Annotated in this window: 20 protein-coding genes; 6 read left to right on the forward strand and 14 right to left on the reverse strand. The window is 59.9% G+C overall.

Translation table 11 applies throughout. The features are described from left to right. The first annotated feature begins 103 nt into the window (after positions 1-103). Entirely contained in the window at positions 104-1,216 is a 1,113-nt protein-coding gene (locus SIB72_RS03170) for a transporter substrate-binding domain-containing protein (RefSeq protein ID WP_413744569.1), read from the forward strand. 152 nt (positions 1,217-1,368) lie between these two features. Here the strand turns inward: SIB72_RS03170 and SIB72_RS03175 are convergent, their stop codons facing one another. Genes SIB72_RS03175 through SIB72_RS03185 form a run of 3 tightly spaced genes read right to left on the reverse strand, consistent with a single transcriptional unit; the run spans position 1,369 to position 3,625 of the window. Next, complete coding sequence (locus SIB72_RS03175; RefSeq protein ID WP_413744570.1) at positions 1,369-2,370, reverse strand: RluA family pseudouridine synthase; 1,002 nt, start codon at positions 2,368-2,370, stop codon at positions 1,369-1,371. Beyond that, on the reverse strand, positions 2,367-3,245 hold the full coding sequence (gene ylqF, locus SIB72_RS03180; protein WP_115121171.1) for a ribosome biogenesis GTPase YlqF: 879 nt from the start codon (positions 3,243-3,245) through the stop codon (positions 2,367-2,369). Before ylqF ends, SIB72_RS03175 begins: the two co-directional genes overlap by 4 nt. Next, on the reverse strand, positions 3,242-3,625 hold the full coding sequence (locus SIB72_RS03185; RefSeq protein ID WP_115121256.1) for a universal stress protein: 384 nt from the start codon (positions 3,623-3,625) through the stop codon (positions 3,242-3,244). Before SIB72_RS03185 ends, ylqF begins: the two co-directional genes overlap by 4 nt. Before the next feature lie 101 nt (positions 3,626-3,726). Between SIB72_RS03185 and SIB72_RS03190 the strand changes: the two genes are divergently transcribed. After that, on the forward strand, positions 3,727-4,932 hold the full coding sequence (locus SIB72_RS03190) for a phosphoglycerate kinase (RefSeq protein WP_115121170.1): 1,206 nt from the start codon (positions 3,727-3,729) through the stop codon (positions 4,930-4,932). Positions 4,933-4,985: 53 nt separating this feature from the next. Here the strand turns inward: SIB72_RS03190 and SIB72_RS03195 are convergent, their stop codons facing one another. Continuing rightward, positions 4,986-5,435: a hypothetical protein gene (locus SIB72_RS03195; RefSeq protein WP_115121169.1), complete on the reverse strand. Its 450-nt coding sequence runs from the start codon at positions 5,433-5,435 to the stop codon at positions 4,986-4,988. 75 nt (positions 5,436-5,510) lie between these two features. Between SIB72_RS03195 and SIB72_RS03200 the strand changes: the two genes are divergently transcribed. Further along, a complete protein-coding gene (locus SIB72_RS03200) occupies positions 5,511-6,440 on the forward strand; it encodes an NAD(P)-dependent oxidoreductase (protein WP_413744571.1) in 930 nt (309 codons plus the stop codon). A 42-nt stretch (positions 6,441-6,482) separates the two neighbouring features. Here the strand turns inward: SIB72_RS03200 and SIB72_RS03205 are convergent, their stop codons facing one another. Beyond that, positions 6,483-7,280: a hypothetical protein gene (locus tag SIB72_RS03205; protein ID WP_413744572.1), complete on the reverse strand. Its 798-nt coding sequence runs from the start codon at positions 7,278-7,280 to the stop codon at positions 6,483-6,485. Positions 7,281-7,322: 42 nt separating this feature from the next. Between SIB72_RS03205 and SIB72_RS03210 the strand changes: the two genes are divergently transcribed. After that, complete coding sequence (locus tag SIB72_RS03210; RefSeq protein ID WP_413744573.1) at positions 7,323-8,402, forward strand: UDP-N-acetylglucosamine--N-acetylmuramyl-(pentapeptide) pyrophosphoryl-undecaprenol N-acetylglucosamine transferase; 1,080 nt, start codon at positions 7,323-7,325, stop codon at positions 8,400-8,402. A 14-nt stretch (positions 8,403-8,416) separates the two neighbouring features. Here the strand turns inward: SIB72_RS03210 and SIB72_RS03215 are convergent, their stop codons facing one another. Beyond that, on the reverse strand, positions 8,417-9,526 hold the full coding sequence (locus tag SIB72_RS03215; RefSeq protein ID WP_413744574.1) for a pyridoxal phosphate-dependent aminotransferase: 1,110 nt from the start codon (positions 9,524-9,526) through the stop codon (positions 8,417-8,419). Positions 9,527-9,616: 90 nt separating this feature from the next. Between SIB72_RS03215 and SIB72_RS03220 the strand changes: the two genes are divergently transcribed. Then, positions 9,617-10,468, forward strand: coding sequence for a pentapeptide repeat-containing protein (locus SIB72_RS03220; RefSeq protein ID WP_413744575.1), 852 nt, complete (start codon positions 9,617-9,619; stop codon positions 10,466-10,468). 16 nt (positions 10,469-10,484) lie between these two features. Here the strand turns inward: SIB72_RS03220 and SIB72_RS03225 are convergent, their stop codons facing one another. From SIB72_RS03225 to SIB72_RS03245, 5 genes are all read right to left on the reverse strand, one after another. Continuing rightward, entirely contained in the window at positions 10,485-12,728 is a 2,244-nt protein-coding gene (locus tag SIB72_RS03225; RefSeq protein WP_413744576.1) for a type II secretion system protein GspD, read from the reverse strand. A gap of 87 nt (positions 12,729-12,815) precedes the next feature. Beyond that, on the reverse strand, positions 12,816-13,556 hold the full coding sequence (locus SIB72_RS03230) for a hypothetical protein (protein WP_413744577.1): 741 nt from the start codon (positions 13,554-13,556) through the stop codon (positions 12,816-12,818). Then, the gene (locus tag SIB72_RS03235; RefSeq protein WP_413744578.1) at positions 13,553-15,181 is read right to left on the reverse strand and encodes a PilN domain-containing protein; all 1,629 of its coding nucleotides are present in this window, start codon (positions 15,179-15,181) and stop codon (positions 13,553-13,555) included. The genes SIB72_RS03230 and SIB72_RS03235 overlap by 4 nt, the downstream gene beginning before the upstream one ends. Before the next feature lie 33 nt (positions 15,182-15,214). Further along, positions 15,215-16,408 carry a quinone-dependent dihydroorotate dehydrogenase gene (locus SIB72_RS03240; protein WP_413745027.1) on the reverse strand — a complete coding sequence of 398 codons (1,194 nt, stop codon included), beginning with the start codon at positions 16,406-16,408 and terminating at the stop codon, positions 15,215-15,217. 7 nt (positions 16,409-16,415) lie between these two features. Then, the gene (locus SIB72_RS03245; protein ID WP_413744579.1) at positions 16,416-17,186 is read right to left on the reverse strand and encodes a ribonuclease H family protein; all 771 of its coding nucleotides are present in this window, start codon (positions 17,184-17,186) and stop codon (positions 16,416-16,418) included. A 59-nt stretch (positions 17,187-17,245) separates the two neighbouring features. On the opposite strand from SIB72_RS03245, the gene SIB72_RS03250 reads away from it, so the two are divergent. Continuing rightward, positions 17,246-17,974, forward strand: coding sequence for a DUF3747 domain-containing protein (locus SIB72_RS03250; RefSeq protein WP_413744580.1), 729 nt, complete (start codon positions 17,246-17,248; stop codon positions 17,972-17,974). A gap of 278 nt (positions 17,975-18,252) precedes the next feature. On the opposite strand, the gene rplL is transcribed toward SIB72_RS03250, so the two are convergent. From rplL to rplA, 3 genes are all read right to left on the reverse strand, one after another. Further along, the gene (rplL, locus tag SIB72_RS03255) at positions 18,253-18,645 is read right to left on the reverse strand and encodes a 50S ribosomal protein L7/L12 (protein ID WP_115016076.1); all 393 of its coding nucleotides are present in this window, start codon (positions 18,643-18,645) and stop codon (positions 18,253-18,255) included. 47 nt (positions 18,646-18,692) lie between these two features. Next, positions 18,693-19,220: a 50S ribosomal protein L10 gene (rplJ, locus tag SIB72_RS03260; RefSeq protein WP_413744581.1), complete on the reverse strand. Its 528-nt coding sequence runs from the start codon at positions 19,218-19,220 to the stop codon at positions 18,693-18,695. 280 nt (positions 19,221-19,500) lie between these two features. Next, the gene (gene rplA / locus SIB72_RS03265; RefSeq protein ID WP_115016072.1) at positions 19,501-20,208 is read right to left on the reverse strand and encodes a 50S ribosomal protein L1; all 708 of its coding nucleotides are present in this window, start codon (positions 20,206-20,208) and stop codon (positions 19,501-19,503) included. Positions 20,209-20,269 lie beyond the last annotated feature (61 nt).

Raw genomic sequence — 20,269 nt, forward strand, 5'->3', positions numbered from 1 at the left:
AGGATTGATCGCAACGGCCACTGGATCCAGCCCAAACCTGTCAATGGACTGCAGACGCGAGCATGCGGTCGTCTTGACTAGTCCTTATCGCTGCATCACTGAGATGCCCCGCCGGATCCGAGCCACATTGGTGCTAAGCCTCTGTGCGCTGTGCGCTTGCTGCTTGACAGGTGTTCAGAGCCGAGCACAAGCCAATCACAACAGGCCAACAGAACTGGATCCAGTGGATGTGATCTGGTTTCCGAATCCGCCCTACGCGATGAACGAGAAAGGGGTGCCCGCTGGATTTGAGATTGACCTGTGGCGGATGATCGCTGAAACGCGCCAAATCCCTTACCGCATTCGCAAAGCGAACAGCTTTGAGGAGTTACTGGCAGACATCAGCACAAACAAGGCAGACCTCGCGATCTCAGGAGTTCTGATCAATGAGAACCGCAGCAAGATTTTCCGTTTTTCCTTCCCCACAGCAAGCAGTGACCTGAAGATCTACACCCTCAAAAAGGAGGATTCGACAGCCATCAGGCTTCTGCAGATCCTGTTCTCAAAAGAAGTATTACTGATCTTCCTGGGCCTAATCCTCATCGCCTGCATCTTTGCTGTTCCGGTCTGGCTCATGGAGCGCCACAGACCGGAACTAGCCGACAACCAGAAACGACATCAACTGGTCTTCATTCTGCAAAAAACCCTGCTGCTCTCAACCGACCACACGCAACGAACGAGAAGTCGCCTGATGTCGATTGCTTCGCTCTTTGCCAGGGTTCTTCTGACTGGCTATTTCGCATCATACATCCTGAAAATAGCCAGCACTGATCAAGCGATCAATGTGGCCAAGCCGATGGACGAGATCAACTTGGAGACTCTTCAGGACTCCACATTCGCCGCCATCCCTGGCTACATCCAAACCTCAATCCTGAAGAGCAGTGGTGCCAAAACCATTGACTGTGATGTAGCCGAAACCTGTATTCATCTTCTACAAACTGGCCAGGCCGATGCCATTCTCGACGACATGCTCACCATGAAGACGGCACTGAGAACGATGCCCCCTGAACCCAAGATCTCTGCTGCATCAGACAAACTCATGACCCTCTTTATGGCCTTTGCCATTTCGGAGGAGTTCAACCGTGACGAACGCGCCCAAACCATCAACGACGCAATTGCCAGAAGCTACTACGACGGCAGCCACGCAAAATTGAGCAGAATCTGGATGCAGCGCTAATCAAAAGAGGTACATCAGGCCATCACAATCAAAAAGGGTTCAATCAGCCACAGCAGGCCCAGAGAAAAAGCCCCAAAGAGGCCAACAAAAGATCGAAAGATTAACGGGTCTATTGCAACCACTTGACCCTCCTTTCAACAACCGATCGGCCATCAGAGTCGCCGCCGAAGCACCGTCAGCAATTTGTCCAACACAGGAGGCAGCGGTGCCTCAAACACCATCCGTTGCCGGGTAATCGGATGATCGAGGCCCAGCTGGAACGCATGCAGCGCCTGACCAGGCAGATCAATCGGCAACTTGCGACAACGGCTGTAAATGGGGTCACCCACCACCGGATGGTTCATATGGGCGCAGTGCACACGGATCTGGTGCGTACGACCGGTATCCAACTTGAAACGGAGCAATGAATAATCGCCAAGCCGCTCCTGCAAGCTCCAGTGCGTACAGGCGTAACGACCGCTTTCACCGCTCACCACCGCGTATTTTTTGCGGTCTGCGGGATGGCGACCGATGGCACCCACGATGGAACCGGAATCACCCTGGGGAAGGCCATGCACGACGGCCAGATACTCGCGTGAGGCGATCCGCTTCTGGATTTGAACCTGAAGCTTCACAAGCGCCTCCTGGCTCTTGGCAATGACGATGCAACCTGTGGTGTCTTTATCCAGCCTGTGGACAATCCCTGGCCGCAGCTTGCCACTGATTCCTGGCAGGTCAGGGCAGTGATGCAACAGGCCGTTCACGAGCGTGCCGTCCTTGTTGCCGGGTGCCGGATGCACCGTGAGCCCAGCTGGTTTGTTGATCACGATCAGGTGCTCGTCCTCAAAGAGCACATCAAGCTCCATCGGCTCCGGCTTGAGATACGGCAAAGGCTCAGGCGGCGGCATCCAGAGCTGCACCTCATCTCCCTTCCGCAGTGGTGTTTTGGCCTTGCCGGTCTTCCCATTCACGCGCACGAAACCGGCATCAATGAATTTCTGAATCCGCGCACGGCTCTGCTCCGTGCGCTGACTCACTAACCAGCGATCGAGGCGCATCGGCAAGGGCTTGGGGTAGGTGAGGGTGACCAGTTCCCCCTCGCCTTCCCCGAAGGACTGGCTGAACGACTCCTCAGGCAGAAGCGGACGCTCACGGCGTTGCCTTTGCGCGCTCACGCTGCCGGCTCCGCAGGCAGCTCCAAAGAGATGCTGCCGAGTGCCGACTTGCGGAAATCGTCCATCAGACGCTGAGCCATCCGCGCTGTGTCTGACGACGTGTGCTTCTCTGCCGCGGCCTGCATCCAGTAGGCAGGGTCTGCCGTATCAGCGCTGAGGGGAACGCCATAACGCCCCTCCACCCGTGTCAGCGAGGCCCCGGAAGCCTGGCGTTGATCCAGATCAGCCAGTAAGCGGAGAAAAGCCTGAGCGACGAGCTCACCGTCGTAGGCCGCCTGGCCAATGTCATCGCAAAGGGCGAGGAAGAGGGCTGCTCGCTGATCATCCAGCCGCGGTGGCAGCACCCCTGGCGCATCGAGCAGATCCAGATCCTGCCCCACACGCACCCAGCGCAGCGTGCGCGTCACGCCCGCACGGCGAGCACTCGCTACCACTTTCTGCTTCACCAAGCGGTTGATCAAGGCAGATTTGCCGACGTTCGGAAAGCCAAGAGTGAGCGCCCGCACCGGCCTAGGGCGCATGCCGCGGTTTCGGCGCCGTTCATTGAGTTGATTGCCAGCGCGGATGGCCGCTTGCTGCAACTGCTTCACCCCAGTTCCGGCCTTGGCATCACACCAAACCGTGGCTTGGCCCTGGCTCTTGAACCACTGCTGCCAGGCCTCCCGCGCCTCGGCGGTAATCATGTCTCGCCGGTTGATCACCAGGAGGTGCTGCTTGCCCTTCACCCAGCGGCTGAGATGGGGGTGACCAGTGGCCAAAGGGATGCGGGCATCACGCACCTCAATCACCAGATCAACCTTGTCCAGATTGCGCTTGAGTTGCTGCTCCGCCTTGGCGATATGGCCTGGGTACCACTGAATCGGGGGGGTGCTCACGGCACCACCAGCACGGGACAGGGCGCCAGCTGAATCACACGCACTGCCGTGCTTTCCGTGTCGTCTTCCAGATTCACTCCGCGGGTGCCCATCACGATCAGATCCACATTCAACTCGTCGGCCACATTGCAGATCTCAAAGGCGGGCTTCCCTTCTCGCTCCACCAGCTCACAGGACACCCCAGCCTGCTCAAAACGACTGCGGGCCTGCTCCAGCAAGGGCGCAACCGTTGCATGGTCATGCATTTCTGGTCGTTCTGGCTGCACCACCGACAGCAAGACCATGCTGCTGCCATGACGACGGGCCAACTCCAAAGCCTTGCCTGCGATCTCGATCGCCTCACGGCTCTGATCGATCGGGAACAGAACGGTGTTGAACATGCGTTCCTCCACGGGGGCAGAACCGATATGGACGGTCTAGCGCCAGATCAGCGCCACCCGGGTTAATCTCCCCTCGTTTTCTTACCGCACGACACAACCCCATGGCGAAGCGTTCCCTGGCCAGCCTCACCGGCGCCGACCTCAGCGGCAAACGCGTTCTCGTGCGGGTTGACTTCAACGTGCCCCTGAACGACGCCGGTGCAATCACCGACGACACCCGCATCCGCGCCGCCCTGCCCACAATCAACGATCTCATCGGCAAGGGCGCCAAGGTGATCCTCTCGGCCCACTTCGGCCGTCCCAAGGGTCAGGTGAACGACAGCATGCGCCTCACCCCCGTGGCAGCCCGCCTCAGCGAGCTGCTGGGCAAGCCCGTGACCAAAACCGACAGCTGCATCGGCCCCGACGCCGAAGCCAAGGTGGGCGCCATGGCCAACGGTGATGTGGTGCTGCTGGAGAACGTTCGCTTCTTCGCTGAAGAAGAGAAGAACGATCCAGCCTTCGCCGAGAAGCTCGCCGGCCTCGCCGATGTATACGTCAACGATGCCTTCGGTGCAGCCCACCGTGCTCACGCCTCAACAGAGGGTGTGACCAAGTTCCTGAAGCCCAGTGTCGGCGGCTTCCTGATGGAGAAAGAGCTGCAGTATCTGCAGGGAGCGATCGATGCTCCCAAGCGTCCTCTGGCCGCAATCGTGGGTGGCTCCAAGGTGAGCTCCAAGATCGGCGTCCTCGAGGCTCTGCTCGACAAGTGCGACAAGATCCTCGTCGGTGGCGGCATGATCTTCACCTTCTACAAGGCCCGTGGCCTCTCGGTGGGCAAGAGCCTGGTGGAAGAAGACAAGCTGGAACTTGCCAAGGAGCTGGAAGCCAAGGCCAAAGCCAAAGGCGTGCAGTTCCTGCTGCCCACCGACGTGATCCTGGCTGACAACTTCGCCCCAGATGCCAACAGCCAGACCGTGAAGGTGGATGCCATCCCCGACGGCTGGATGGGTTTAGACATCGGTCCTGACTCTGTGCAGGTGTTCCAGGACGCCCTGGCTGATTGCCAGACCGTGATCTGGAACGGCCCCATGGGCGTGTTCGAGTTCGACAAATTCGCTGGTGGTACCAACGCCATTGCCACCACCCTGGCCGACCTCAGCGGCAAGGGCTGCTGCACGATCATCGGCGGTGGTGACTCCGTGGCAGCTGTGGAGAAGGCTGGCCTCGCCGACAAGATGTCCCACATCTCCACCGGCGGTGGCGCCAGCCTCGAGCTGCTGGAAGGCAAGGTGCTGCCTGGCGTGTCTGCCCTCGACGCAGCCTGATCAGACGTGCCTGGATCGGATCGGTGGTGACCCAATCGCCGATCCAACCTTGATCAGTTCGTTGCCGGGCCGTTCCACCAGGAATGGCCTTTTGACGGATCTGAGTCAACGGCCCCGCGGCGGCGATGGCGAACAGAACGCTCAGGCATCGGCAACAGCCCCAACCGCTCCCGCTCGCGATTGATCTGCTTGCGCCCCTGCTTGAGTAACGCCCGACGAGCCTGATGCTGCCGATGCTTGCAGCTGCGGTAGGCATCCAGGCTGGAAGCATCTTTGACACAACGCTGCTGATTCTTGAGCAGGGCCAAACGCTGGGGATAGCTGCTCAGCTCCCAGTCCCGGCGAGCCTTGAAGAGGGCCTGCTTCTGGGCCTGCGTGAGGGCCAAGCGCTCACCGCTGATATCTCGGGCCTCCACCTGAGCGCTCCAGGCCTGCAGGGACGAAGCAGTGAAAGCTGCACAAGAGATCAAACAGAAACGCTGCCAACCCGTGGATGCGGTCATCACGCAAAAAGTCGAATCACCGTTCCATGCTGTGGGTGATAACCCGCGAGGATCTGACCAGAACATCCGCCAGTGATGACAAGATCTGACCTGCACCCCCCCGCCCACTTGGCCTGCGTGGGCCTCGGCGCCCTGGGGCTACCGATGGCGATCACTCTGCGACAAGCCGGCTACAGCCTCAGGGTGCATACCCGAAGCCGAACGCCTGAAACCGACCCAGCCCTGGACGGCGCCCTTGCCTGTGCCAGCCCCGCCGCCGCTGTGACTGGATGCCAGGCGCTGGTGCTGTGCGTCAGCGATGACGCTGCTGTGGAGACGGTGCTCTGGGGAGAGCACGGAGCAGGCCCCGCGCTAACCCCCGGAAGTGTGGTGATCGACTGCTCAACGATCGCGCCGGCAACCTCCCAGGCCATGGCCAAGCGGTTGAGCGCAAGGGGCGTGCAGTATCTGGATGCCCCAGTTACAGGCGGAACGGAAGGTGCCAAAGCCGGCACGCTCACTGTGCTCTGTGGCGGCGAGGCCGCCGACTTGGATCGAGCCCGACCTGTCCTGGAAAGCATCGGTGGATCCATCAACCACTTCGGCCCTGTCGGGGCAGGACAACAGGTGAAAGCGATCAATCAGGTACTCGTCGCAGGCAGCTACGCCGCCGTGGCCGAGGCGGTCGCCTTGGGGCAACATCTACAACTGCCGATGGAGCAGGTGGTGCAGGCACTCAAAAATGGGGCCGCTGGCTCTTGGGCGCTGGAGCACCGTTCAGCAGCGATGCTTGCGGACCACTACCCCCTTGGTTTCAAGTTGGCCTTGCACCACAAGGATCTGGGGATCGCCCTGCAAGCAGCAGACAACTGTGACCTGACCCTACCGATCACCGCAGCCGTACGAGAGCAGGAAGAGGCCTTGATGCAGCAAGGATTCGGGAATGCTGATGTGTCCGTGCTCCGCAGAGGGGTGCTGCGCAGAGGGGTGCCGAACAGCCAGGCAACGCAGGATCTCGAGGATTAGCGCATCAAGCGATGCCGATCCAGAACGCAGAGTCGCCTGCGCTCACAACTCACTTTGTTCGTTCACAACCCGCACCTGCTTGGTGACAGTGATCACACCGTCGGGATGAACCAACATGGCGGCCCAGGTCTGAACACCAGCCTGAAAAGGCGCCTGAACCGACTTAAACAATCCACCGCCGCCAAGCGGCTCAAGCTGGATGTCTGGACTGCGCTGCTCGCGAACCTGAAGAGGTGTGAGACCGGTCAATCCGCCGGCGAGAAGGGCATCTCCAAGCGGTTCATCCAGAACCACATCCACGTCGTAACGGCTTCCCGTCAGCACCGCATCAGGAATCAACAACGTCACCGCGATCGGCTCTCGGGAACTCGCCAGCACGGATTGATCCTGGCGCAACTCCTGGCCGCTGATCAAGCCTCCTTCCGTGATGAGAGTGAGTTGCTGGCGGGCATCCAAGGAAAACAGAAGATCATCTTTTTCAGTGGTCCCGGTGATGGCCACACCGACCGGCAGCCGTCCATCCGCCAAAGGAGAACCGACGGAAAGGCGCCAGCGGGCGTTGGGGAAGCGCTGAGCAAAACGGCGCAAGCGCAGCAACAGCTGATCTCGTTGCTGCGGAACAATCAGGTCGTCCAAACCAGCCTGATCCGGAGCATTAAGAGCCTGCTCCAATCTGCCCACAAGCTCCTGCCCCTCTGTTGAGGCACCAACAGGAGCCCAAGCCAGAGGAGACACCGCAACCGAGAGGAGCGTGCCCAGCATCAGGGATCCCAGAGAGGAGCGGCCCAAAATGCTGCCGATCCGCGAAAGAGGTTGCAGCACGTCAACAGTTGCGAGCATCACCCTTAAGTTAGGGCGCCTGTTCGCGCCATGCCCGCTGCCATGTCACGGCTTCTGATCGCCGCCAGCGGTACCGGCGGGCATCTTTTTCCTGCGCTCGCTGTTGCCGAGGCGCTGCCCACCTCCTGGAGCAGCCGATGGCTAGGAGTACCTGATCGCTTGGAAACCTCACTGGTTCCCGACCGCTTCAGACTGATCACGGTGAAAGCGGGAGGATTGCAGGGGCGGGGGCTGCGCAAACTGCTTCAGCTGATTCAACTGATCGTCGCCAGCAAGGACGTGCGGCGCCTCATCGAGCAGGAGCACACGCAGGTGGTCTTCACCACCGGCGGCTACATCGCTGCACCAGCCATTTTGGCGGCCCGCTGGAGCCGCATCCCTGTGGTGCTGCATGAATCGAACGCCATTCCGGGTCGGGTGACCCGCCTGTTAGGCCGTTTTTGCACCAAGGTGGCGGTTGGTCTACCAACAGCGGTGGAACGCATTCCCGGCTGCAAAGCCGTCGTCACCGGTACGCCGGTGCGCGAAAGCTTTCTCACGCCCCAACCCCTACCGAACTGGGTGCCGTCCGGCACAGGGCCGCTCGTGCTGGTGATGGGCGGTAGCCAAGGCGCCGTCGGTCTGAATCGAATGGTGCGTGCCGTCCTACCCGATCTGCTCGAAGCCGGCTGCCGGGTGGTGCACCTCAGTGGCAGTAACGATCCCGAAGCAGGCAGCCTGAAGCACCCACAACTGGCGGAACAACCCTTCAGCGATGAGATTCCAGGGCTGCTGCAACATGCCGATCTGGCCATCAGCCGAGCTGGAGCCGGCAGCCTGAGCGAACTCGCCATCACCAGCACAGCCAGCATTCTGGTGCCGTTCCCCCAGGCTGCCGATCAACACCAGGATGCCAATGCAGCCTGTGCCGCCGCCTTGGGCGCCGCCGTGATCGTGCACCAACACGAGCCTGAACACCACACGCTGCGAAACACCCTCTGGCGTCTCCTGGGACCACGTCTGCGCAGTTGTGATCCAGCTGCTGATCCTTTAATCACGATGGCAGCAGGCATGGAACAACTCGCCGTGCGCGATGCCGAACACCAACTAGTGCGGCTGTTGCATGAGCTAGTCGGCCATTGAGCTCGTGGCACCGATCAAACCAAGGGCTGATGATCCAGCTCCTGGCGTAACGCATGGATGATGCGGCGGTTGTTGGCGCGAGTCTGCAGACCAATCCGAAGCCAACACTCTCCCAGGCCTTCGAAAGAACGGCAGTCACGCAGCAACACTCCACGCCGCGCGACCCCTTCGCGCAGGGCCATGAGTGAATGCTTGGCTTCCACCAGCAGATAATTCGCACTGCTGGGATACGACTGCAGCCCAGGCAGGTCATCAAGCTGAGCACGAAGCCAAGGCAGCTCATGCTGAACCCAATCGTGGACCCTCTGCGTCCAGCGCTGAAGGCCCGATCGATCACGCATCACCGCCACTCCTGCAGCCAGAGCCAGTCCATTCACAGCCCATGGATCTCGCCAGGCTGCCCAACGCTGCAGACGCTGCGAAGACGCCACTGCATAGCCCAAACGCAAACCGGCAACAGCAAACAGCTTGGTGAGGCTGCGAATGACCACCAAATTTGGATAGTCCTGCAGCAGTGGAATCATGGACTGAGCCTCCCCTCCAGGAACTAAGGGCAGGAATGCCTCGTCACAAATCACGAGGGCATAGCGAGGCAACAAACGCGTTAACGATTTCAGATCCCAGAGCTGACCGGTGGGGTTATGAGGATTGGTAATCCACAAACAATCAGAGCCATGTCCTGAGAGTGCGGTCTCCGGGAAGAACTGAGGCCACACATCACCCCAGGACAACGGCAATGGCAAGGGCAACAGAGCGCCATCCCAACATTTCAGTGAGCGGACGTAATCCGAAAATCCTGGAGTGGGGAGAAGGCTGACGCCCACAGCAGCCGCGTCACGAGCGGCCCAGGTAAACAATTCAGCAGCCCCATTGCCGGGCAACACAGACTCAGCATCAACGCCATGGTGCTGCGCAATCGCCTCTCGCAAGTCTGCTTGGCCTCGATCGGGATAATCACGCAGAGCACTGCCATCGATCGCCGCGGCCAAGGCCCGACGCATCACTGAAGGCGGCCGAAACGGCACCAGCGACGCACTCACATCCAGTAGCCGGCGCGGGTCGCATCCCAGCCTCCGCGCTTCATCGCTGAGATTGCCGCCATGGGCGGGACCCTGGCTGGTCAAGGGAGCTGACTCCAGATCAGAGCATCCTGCCGTTCCAGCCCCATCCCCCCCGCAACAGGTCAGACCGACAACGCCTCGACGGGACGATCAATGACCGATACAACCAACCCACAGCTACGCAGTGCCATGGCCGCCCTGGGACATCGCTGGATCCTGGTTGCGATGTTGATTGCATCGTCATCACAACCCCGGCCGGCTCATGCCAACGATGCGGTTCTGTCGCTGCTGCAGAACAAACACTGCCCGAAATGCAACTTGGCTGACGCGGATCTAGTCCACGCCGACCTCCGCGATGCCGACCTTCGAGGCGCACAATTGATGCGCACCAATCTGGGGCAAGCTCGCCTTGATGGAGCGAACCTCAGCGGCGCCGATCTCAACTTCAGCAGCCTGCGTGGCGCCTCGCTTCGGGGGGCCGATCTCAGGGGCAGCAACCTGTATGGAGCAGACCTGCGTGAAGCCGATCTGAGCGGTGCCCAGCTCAGCCCGAACGCCCTCGAGGAGGCGCATTGGCAAGGCGCCAGCGGCATTACTCACGGCACACGCAGCCATGCGGCCTTACATAACGCTGGAGTCGAGGCTTTTCAGGCCGGCCGCTGGTCCGAGGCCGAACAGTTGTTCAGCGATGCAATCCGACGCCACCCGCACGAGCCCTTGAGCTGGGTGGCTCGAGGAATCTGCCGTACGGAACAGGCGAAGGACTCGTTCGCCGCTGCAGATTTCCGTTACGCGGCCGTCCTCTACCAACAGCGCGGCAATGTCGAGGTCGTGGCGCAACTTCAGCAGGCTGCCACCAGCGTTCAGAAACGACGGACGGAGACCGTTGGCAAGCCTCACAGCAACGGTTGGGGCGGGCAAATTCTCAGCGGAGTGGCGTCTGTGACGCAGGCTCTGGCGCCACTGGCGGTGAAGGTGCTAGCCCCCATGGGAGTGGGCTTCTGAATAGCGCGCTGGCAGCTCAGTAGCTGGAACCTGTCAACTGCCGTGCGGCAGGGATCGAGGGCTGATATCCATAGCCATAGGTACCGCCTTGCTGATCATCAATGATGCGCGGCGTTACCAGGATGACCAATTCATTTTTGCTACGAGAGGCATTGGATTGCCGAAAGAATTGACCAATCAAAGGCAGATCGCCAAGAATTGGCCACTTTCTCACCTGCTGGATATCTCTATCCTGAATGACACCCGTAAGAATCAGCGTCTGACCATCGCGAACACGCAAGCTACCTGTATCCAAGCGGCGGGAGCTAAGGATACTGATGGGGCCACAATTGGGCACATCCTCCAAGCGGGTCACAGCAGAAATTGCGGGCGAAAGAGCAAAAGAAATAAACCCATTGTCATCAATTTTGGAAACCCTCGCGCCAAATGCAAGACCTGCAGTTCCAAACTCTGGCTGGCACGTATTAGGTGCACCATTCTGCCCAGCCTGAACGGCATAGCTCACGATTTCCTGAGTACCCACTGTCACAAAGGATTCATTCGCCCTAGGACGACCAATCGTGGCGTTACTCAAGGCCGAGTCACCACCAGAGGAGGAGACCTCCGCACCACCAGCAATCTCGCGAGGGGTCTCACTAAGGATAAGAGTGGGAGCAGCCAATGTCTTCGCACTATTGGACGTGATGAGCGCCTTAATAAAGTCGAAAAAGTTGTCCTTTGGGTAGATCGTGCCGGGATTAACTCGAGCTGGATCCAGGGGCTCAAGAATTTCCTGCGCCACTTGTGCATCCGCCCCAGTTGACGTGATCCTTTGCCGCTTTCCGCTCTGCGCATCTCCAGCAATAGCATTAAAGTTATTGTCGTTGGGAGGCAAAAAATTGCCAAATGCACCAACAAGCTCACCACGATCACTCACGATGAAATTATTGCCGTAGCGGAAGGCAAAGCTATTGCTGATAGCAGCATCATTATCAAGAGTGACATCAAGAATTCGAACCGAAAGTGCAACCTGACGCTGGCGTAAATCAATCTGCCGAAGATAGCCCTCGGCAATTTTCACGAGCTTGGAATCACTCACGAGTGTCACCGTCTGAAGCCTGGAATCTGTCGTCACCACAAGCCCTCTTAATGGACCTGTTGAGGCGCCATAGCTCTCGGTCTGCGTAATGGTCGATTTCTCTTGAGACGTTGCATTACTGATATCAGCGGTGCCTTGAGAAGCAGGTTCTCCTGAGGTGACTGTCACCGTGTTGGTGAAATTCACGGTGGCTCCAAGATTCCCCAAATACTCAGCCGCTGCTCGCGCACTGACTTGGTTCAATCTGATCACTTTCGACATCTGAGGGCCAAACGTCTTGGCAGCGACTGTCGGTCCAATCAGCAAAGTACGGTCATCAAGCTTGCCTTGCAGACCAGAAGCCAAGAGCACTCCGTTCAGCGCCCTGGAATAAGACTCGTTCTGAAAGGCGATCGAAACGGGCCGACCAGTCTTGGCCTGGGCATCCGCCCCCGAGTCCGCAGCGGAAGCGTCTGTGGCTCCGGCATCCGCCCCACCAGGATCATCCACAAACACGAAGCCATAACCGCCTAGGCGAGCCAGGGCCATCAGAGCATCCTTCGCAGGAGCATCTTTAAGCGTGAGCGTCACAGACGGCCCACTCACATTCACGTAGCTGCGGTTCTGCAGCACCATGGTGCCGACGGCCATGTCCCCTAGCGGCGGGGCGATCGCCCGAGGACGCAAGGGGGGGGCATAACGCTGCTGGGAGACCCGTCCTGGCGTGTTGAGATCCAGGCGTCCGGTCTGCAACTGGGGCGTTCCCAAGCCGTCAAAGGTCAGGATCAAATTGCGGCCATCAGCGCTCACCACGGGATCCTTCAGACTCTGACCAGTGGCCTGCCGCACTGTCACCCGATAGGTATCGCCACCACCGCTGAGCGACACGGCCTCAATCCCCAGCGAGGGCAAGCTCAGGGTCTGAGGGCCACGCCGAAGCCCTGGCGTGCCCTGGGTCCGCAGTCGCCCCTCCCAAACACCGTCATTCAGACGCTGTTGCAACAGTGGCTTCGATCCCACTCCCTCCAGAACCACTTCCAGCGCATTGGGTTGACGCCGCAACGTGAGCTGCATGCTCCCTTGGTGCTGACTCTGCGCAAGGGCCTGGCCACTGCCGTTCCAGGCAAGGGCCACCCCATCCAGGCACGCCCCCCCCAGGGCTAACGCCAGCACAAGAGGCGTCAGTCGCCGGGAAGAAGTCATGGGCCGGCCACCAACATCACGTGATGGGCGGATGGTATCGATCGCATCCGACCTCAGCCAGCGGGGTGCGACCGAAATGTCAAAGGATTAGGAACGCCAGGCCTCTGAGCGGCCCGCACCTGAAGCAGAGGGGTTGGCCTCCCCAACTGTTTTATCAAAGAAACTCAAGCGCAACTTCAATTGGGTGAGAGGGCGAACCACCACACCCGGCTCCTGGACATTGGCTTGATCATCCAGGGCCTGGAGGGCGAGGTCACTGGGCTGAACGAGCAACTGGAGGTTTTCCATCCTGCGAAGAAACGCCTGCAATGCTGCGTACGAACCCTTGGCCTGGAACAACACACTCGTTTTGCTGTAGCCGAGGTTCATCAGTGGATCCTTGCCCTGCTCCTCTGCTTGCGAGCCACTGGAGCGATTGGGAGAACCGGGCGGCCCGGCATCCGGCGGCAGGGCTGAAGCCTCCGGTTCATACAGCTCGATCACCACTCCTGTGGAAGACGCCTCCCGGCTGAGCTGGGCCAAGAAGGTCTGAATCCGTTCCCGGCCGGCAATCAGATCCACCAGTAGGGCCTGTTGCTCCTCCTCCTCCCGGGCCCGGATCTGTGCATTCACAAGTTGCCGCTGCAAGCCAGGTAAGGCTCCCTGCTTCTGGCGCAGCTCCTCAAGTCGCTGCTGCTGCTGCTGCAGGCGTCCAAAGCGAGGCCAGCCATCAACGCCCACCAATACAAGGATCACCACCAGCAGACCCAATAGCGGGGATCCCACCAGCACGCGCTCGCGGGTGAAACGCCGCTGCCAAGCTGGCAGTTCGGGGCTGAGGTTGGTCACAGTGCCACCCCCTTTAACTGCAGCAGCCGCAAGCGCTCGGCCATCCCCTTCGCACCAAGCGCCTCGAACTCCGCCAAAGTTGGCTGAACCGAGAGATCAAGGCCCCAGGTGAGGCTGAAGCTCACAACCGAGCCGTCCCCTTTCTCAGTCCGTGTGATCTTCACCACCTTGACTCCTTCATCCTTCGAGGCAGGCAAGGCGGCCATGGCCAACACCAGGGAATTAATTCGCTCCAACGGGCCAGGGCGACCCCCTGCCTGCACGACACCGCTGACACTGATCGCATCACCATTCACGCTGAGATCCTGAAGCTGAACCCCCTGAGGGGTGATACGGCGCAACTGCTCCAGAAGGGCTGAACCGGAACGCACCGCCACAAGTTGCTGAGCGATCTGCCTGTTGTCCTTCTCAAGGCTCGCCGTCCGCAGCTTCAGCCGGCGCAGCTTTGCCTCAGTCGCCAACATCGTCTGCTCCACAGGCAGCAAGGCTTCCAGTTGCTGGCGCTGATAGGTCTCCCACCAACGCATCACCCCCAGCCCAACCAGGGTGAGCAGCAGCACGCCACCACCCCATGCAGCACCCTGGAGAAGCAAGTTTCGGCTTTCTCTAACGGGTGGAGCGGCAGGCGACAGACCCAACTCCGGCCGTCGTTCCGCCAACAAATCCAGCCTGTCTCCCCCATCGAGAGCCAGAGTCATCAGCGGGTTTTCTGTGGACACAAGACCAGCAGTCGCTCCCTGGGGAAAGCCCCGCACCGGTCCTTCCGCGATCGCCCCAAGCCACGGCAACCATTGTTCCCGGTCCTGAGGAAGAGCTGTAATCCACCAAGTGCGCTCCCACTGCGGCTGAGCTTGGGCGGGGCGATGATCACGATCCCAGGCCAAAAGCATGGCCTTCAGTTCAGCCTGAAGAGCCTCAGCCTTAGCCAAGTCTGGCGAAAGCTCAACGTCGCCAAGCCAGCGATCCAACTCCGGGAACCCATGGCGCAGCAACAGCACTCTCCATCCACCACGGCTACGGATCAGCCAAATCAGTTCGTCAGGCACCTGATCAAAGGAGCCGACCAGACCACTCCAGGCGGAGGCCAGCAACCAATCGACCCGATGCAGACGTAGGTCGGCCGCTTCAACCACATCCACCCAGGCCTGCAGCATCAAGCGCTGGGTACCGACGAGCACACACATCGTTGGCGTGCCCACAGATGCATGCAGCGCCAAATAGGCATCCTCGAGGCTGAAGGGCCAATCAAGCCTGGGCTGCAGCTGACGCAACGCCTCTCCATCCAGCACCGTCAGTTCTGCATCACCCTCGAGCAAACGCCACTGACAGGCCTGAAGAGGGAGCAGTAACTCCAGATCCACCCCAGGCGTGGACAGGCCACTATCCAGCAGCAAATCGGCACACAATTCGCCTAAAGCCTGACGCTGCATCGGCAGGCCATCACGACAGAGATCTGCCGGCAAGCGCTCACAACGCCATTGACGCTTGCCATCCTTCAACCACGAGAGGGTGAGACTGTCGCCCTCCACCGCCATCACCACCCTTTGACGCGGAGCAAAGGCATGGGAAAGCACATCCAGACGCCGAAGCGCTGGTACTCGATCCAGAAGGTCAGCCAGCTCCAAGCACGGGATTCAGCCCTACGTGAAGGGTATCGATCATTGCCAGGGCACGCCGCTGCCCACCGCATCAGTGAGATTGCGGAAGCCATGGCGATCCAACTGAAGGCTCAACCCCTCCAAAATCCGCGAGACCAGAGCGGGCCCCTGAAAAATCCAGCCTGTATAAAGCTGAATCAGAGAGGCGCCGGCTGTGATCCGTTCCCATGCCACCTCAGGCGAATCAATGCCACCCACTCCGATCAACGGCAGAGAAGGACCGGCGCTGGCCCTGAGGCGACGCATCACCTCCAGGGCGCGATACCGCAGAGGCGCCCCACTCAGACCACCGGCTTCCTCAGCCAAGGTTTGTCCGGTCTGAGGCATGACCCGATCACCCAGTCCAAGGCGGTCAAGGCTGGTATTCACGGCAATGATCCCCGCCAGCCCTTCCTCATAGGCCATTCGCGCAATGGCATCGATGGCGTCATCCTCCAGGTCTGGCGCAATCTTCACTAACAGAGGTGGGCAAGCCTGGAGACGCCGTAACCGCTCCACCAGCCGTCGAAGCTGAGCGGAGTCCTGAAGATCTCTGAGCCCGGGAGTATTCGGGGAGCTGACGTTGATCACGGCGTAATCAGCCATCGGCGCCAGCAACTCGAGGGAGGAGGCGTAGTCGTCGGGAGCGAGCTCCAGACTGGTGATCTTCGACTTGCCAAGATTGATCCCCAACACCGCAGGACGCTGCCCCGGAGGTGGCAGAGCCTGGCGCTCCAGGGTGCGCAGCATCGCTTCAGCACCATCGTTGTTGAAGCCCATGCGATTCAGGGCTGCCTGTTCCTGGGCCAATCGGAACAAACGAGGGCGTGGATTTCCCGGCTGGGCATGCCAGGTGACGGTCCCCACCTCGGCAAAACCAAAACCAAAACGATCCCAGATTCCTGCTGCGACTCCATTCTTGTCGAATCCAGCTGCCAGACCGACTGGATTGCTGAAACGACAGCCAAACAACACCTGCTCCAGGCGTAGATCCCGACGTTGCAACTCGGAGGAGACGCCATCGAGCACAGTGGAGATGCCGGGCCAGCTCCGGCGCAGACTGGCCTGTCCTAAAGCGGTCAGCGCCGTTCGGCTGAGCTGCTCTGCATCCACACCCTCATCGTTGGCCAACACGGGGCCTAACCAACGTTGATAGAAGCCTCCGGCAGACATTGGGCCTGAAGCTCCACTGGCCATAGGCGACGGTTGACCCATCCCGTCCTCATCCCGACTGCTTTGATCCTGCCGCGCCACGGTGCAACCGCCATCGCTTTCCCTGCTCCACTGGCTGCAGCTCCCAATCGCGCCAACGCCAAGCGTCCTTTTTCTGCTCGAGCCTGGCCAGCGGTTGTTCCACAAGCTGGGCCAGTTCAATCGGCGTGAGCGAATAGCCCCCATCCGCCAAACGGTCGGCCAGTTCCAGCCGGCTCAAAAGCCTGACAAGGGCTGGGGGGGCCTGATCCTGCTCGTTGGGATCAGCGCGAGATACGACAGCCTCAGCAGCTGGATTGACGACTCCAGCCCTGGTGGAGACGGGCGACTGACCGCGAGAAAAACCAACCGCAATCTGGTCCACGCGCTCATTGTCGGGATCACCGCTATGCCCCTTCACATAAGCCAGAGGCACATCATCCAGACGGGCTGCATCGAGAGCCTTCCAAAGATCCTGATTGAGCACGGGTTTACCCGCTGCGGTTTTCCATCCCTTCCGTTTCCAGCCCTTCATCCAGGAGCTCAGTCCATCAATCAAATACTTGCTATCGGTGCGCAGGCGGAGGTCGGGATGGCGTGGCAGCTCCTGCAGACGCTCCAGCACAGCTAACGCCGCCTGGAGCTCCATCCTGTTGTTGGTCGTTGCGGGAGCAAAGCCACCAAACTCCTCAACGCTGCCGTCTTCAAAGCGCAGCAGTGCGCCCCAGCCTCCAGGCCCTGGGTTGCCACTGCAAGCCCCATCGGTGGCTGCCGCAATCACCCGTCCGCGGCCCTCAACCATTGGTTTCTCCGCGCCAAATTCGGTAGAACACAGATTCCTTCCCCCGCGGGCCCAAAGCAATGCCGCGAACCTACCCCGACCAGCGGAGCCCGCAGCCCCTCGGGCCAAGGACAGCTGCAGCCCTTGTGGTGGCCGCCGGGCTGACTGCGGCTGGCATCCCGCTTGCAGCCGCAAGCTTGTTTGACAGCCAACCGCTCGATGAACAACGTTTCGCGGTCTTGGCCAGGGCCGTAGGTCAAGACCGCTGGACACTGCTGGTTCTGGAGCAAATCAAAACCCGCCCGCTGTGTTGGGAAAAGCGCAGCGATGGACTGGTGAATCCTGCGCTCAACGGATTTGATTTCACCGGCATCTGCAGCCGATACCTCGATAGCAATGGGTATTCACTGCGCACTGGCGGCAGCGACATGGATTCCGCCTTCCGCCTACGGATCGAAAGTGACCGCCGGGGGCTTGTGCTCACCGCCTTCGATCCCAACCGAGCAGTGCCGATCGTGGTAGCCCGCTCCGAACAAGTGCAACGGAAGCGGGATGCCTTCGTCGAACTAAAACTCGAACCGGGCTGGAGCCTGGAACGTCGGGCCTACAAAGGACGCACCCTCAGCCATGTGTATTTCGCCCACGCTGAACCGACCACCACGCTGCTGGCCAAGGCTGGACAACGACCATCCACCGGAGCCAGCAGGATGGGAATCAGCGCCCCCCGCCCCCCACAACTGATCTCTCGCAACACAAACCGGCTTGGGAAGGGGCCGATCCGGCTAGAGGTCATACCCTTCCGCCCCTGAGTCCAGGGCAGGACCAGCTGGACAGTTACCAGAGCGCCACCCCAGGGGAGGCAGATCAGAGCCCAGCATCTACAAAACAGATGTGTGAGGAGTGTTGCGCGCCTCTGCAGGGTCGAAACAAGGCCAGACGCCTGCCATGCGCCTCCCTGATTGACTTCGCCTTCGGCGGAGTTTTTTTATGCGCCATCGGGGAGGAGCCATGAAAAAACCGGCTACCCCCTGAGGGGCAACCGGTTCAAAAGCAAAGGGTGCAGCCGGAGCGAACTCCGACCGGAGGATCACTTGAGGGTGACCTTGCCACCTGCTTCTTCGATGGCCTTCTTGACGGCTTCGGCGTCGTCCTTGGACACGCCTTCCTTGATGGCCTTTGGAGCAGCCTCGACCATGGCCTTGGCATCGCCCAGGCCCAGTCCAGTGGCTTCGCGCACAGCCTTGAGGACCTTGATCTTGGCCGAAGCATCAAAGCTTTCCAGCACAACATCAAATTCGGTCTTCTCTTCTGCGGCTTCACCACCAGCACCACCAGCGGCGCCAGGGGCTGCCATCACCACACCGGCAGATGCGGCAGCGGAAACACCAAAGGCCTCTTCAATCTGCTTGACCAGCTCGGAAGCTTCAAGCAGGGAAAGAGACTTCAGTGATTCGAGGATTTCGTCGGTTTTTGCAGACATGGTTGGGAATCAGCAACAGATCAAAAAAACAGTCGGGTCGAAGACGATCAGCTGTCGCCGGATTCGGCGTGCTGCTTGAGCGCCCGAGCGAGACCGGAGGGAACCTCGTTGATGCCAACAGCCACCTTGGTGGCCACTGCGTTGACGGCACCGGCAATCTGGGCCATAAGCACTTCCTTGGAAGGAAGATCGCCAATAGCTTTGATCTCGTCCTGAGAGAGGAGCTTGCCTTCGAAAAGGCCGCCTTTCGTCTCGGATTTTTTGGTGTCTTTTTGGAAGGACTGAACAGCCTTCACGGCACCACCAACATCGCCCTTAACCAGAACGAAGGCGTTGGTGCCCGACAGCAGGGACTTGAGATCCGACCAAGCACTGTCACCATCAATAGCCAGGCGCATCAAGGTGTTTTTGGTCACCTTGCACACACCATTGCTGGCCTGCAGACGAGTCCGCAGATCAGACATCTCTTTGATGGAAAGACCCTGGTAATCCAGGACCAGTGCCATTTCGGCCTCGCCGAGAAGCTGCTTGAGCTCTTCGACGATCTGTTGCTTGCTCTCCAGCGTGCGGCCCATAGGAATTGGATCGGATCGGGGGAACAAGCTGGGCACGCAGCCGTTGCAATTCCCGAAGGAATCGAGGCCGCGTGCCGATCCAATCCCAAAGGGAGAAAAATCGTTGCGTTGTCCTCGGCAGGGCTTATATCAATCGGTTGAAGAGCAGGTCTTCAACCAACACGATCACCTGCTGTCTTTGGCCGGGCGCGTGCCCGTCTGGCTTTCGCCAGTTGCCCAACTTACAACAAAGCCCCCACCAAGGTGGAGGCTTTGCCTTCTGAACGACTCGACGCAGTGATCACTCGTCCTGAGCGATGTCCTGCAACGCCGTGACATCCACTTCCACAGAGGGACCCATGGTCGAGGTCACGTAAAGGCTCTTCCAATAACGACCTTTGGCGCCAGAGGGCTTGTTGCGGTCGATCGTTTCCTGCAGAGTCTTGAGGTTATTCAGCAGGGCTTCAGCAGAGAAGCTTGCCTTGCCGAAACGCACGTGAACAATGCCAGTGCGATCGGCACGGAATTCGAGTTTGCCGGCCTTGAATTCCTTGATCGCCGAAGCCAGATCGGTCGTGACGGTGCCAGCTTTGGGGTTCGGCATCAGGCCACGGGGACCAAGCACACGACCCAACTTGGCCACCTTGGGCATCATGTCGGGGGTGGCAATCAGCAGGTCGAAATCCATCTCGCCCTTGGCGATGGTCTCCACCAGATCGTCATCGCCGGCGAGCTCGGCACCAGCAGCCTTGGCCTCGGCCACCTTCTCACCACGAGAAATCACGGCAATGCGCACGGTCTGACCAGTGCCTTCAGGCAAAGCGACGGTGGTGCGAAGCTGCTGATCGGTGTACTTGGGATCAATGCCAAGGCGCGCATGCGCTTCGATCGTTTCGTCAAATTTGGCGTTGGCGTTGTCCTTGACGATCTTGATCGCGTCAAGAGGTTCGTAGGCACGGTCCTCGATCTTGCCGACGAGGCTGGCCAGACGCTTAGAGAGTTTGGGCATGACAGGTACGGGGTGCAGGCGACCGGAAAGGTCTCCCCCAATGAGGTGAACGGAATGCGGA

Origin of the sequence: Synechococcus sp. MIT S9451, from assembly GCF_047304725.1 — a bacterium.
Taxonomy (GTDB): Bacteria; Cyanobacteriota; Cyanobacteriia; order PCC-6307; family Cyanobiaceae; genus Synechococcus_C.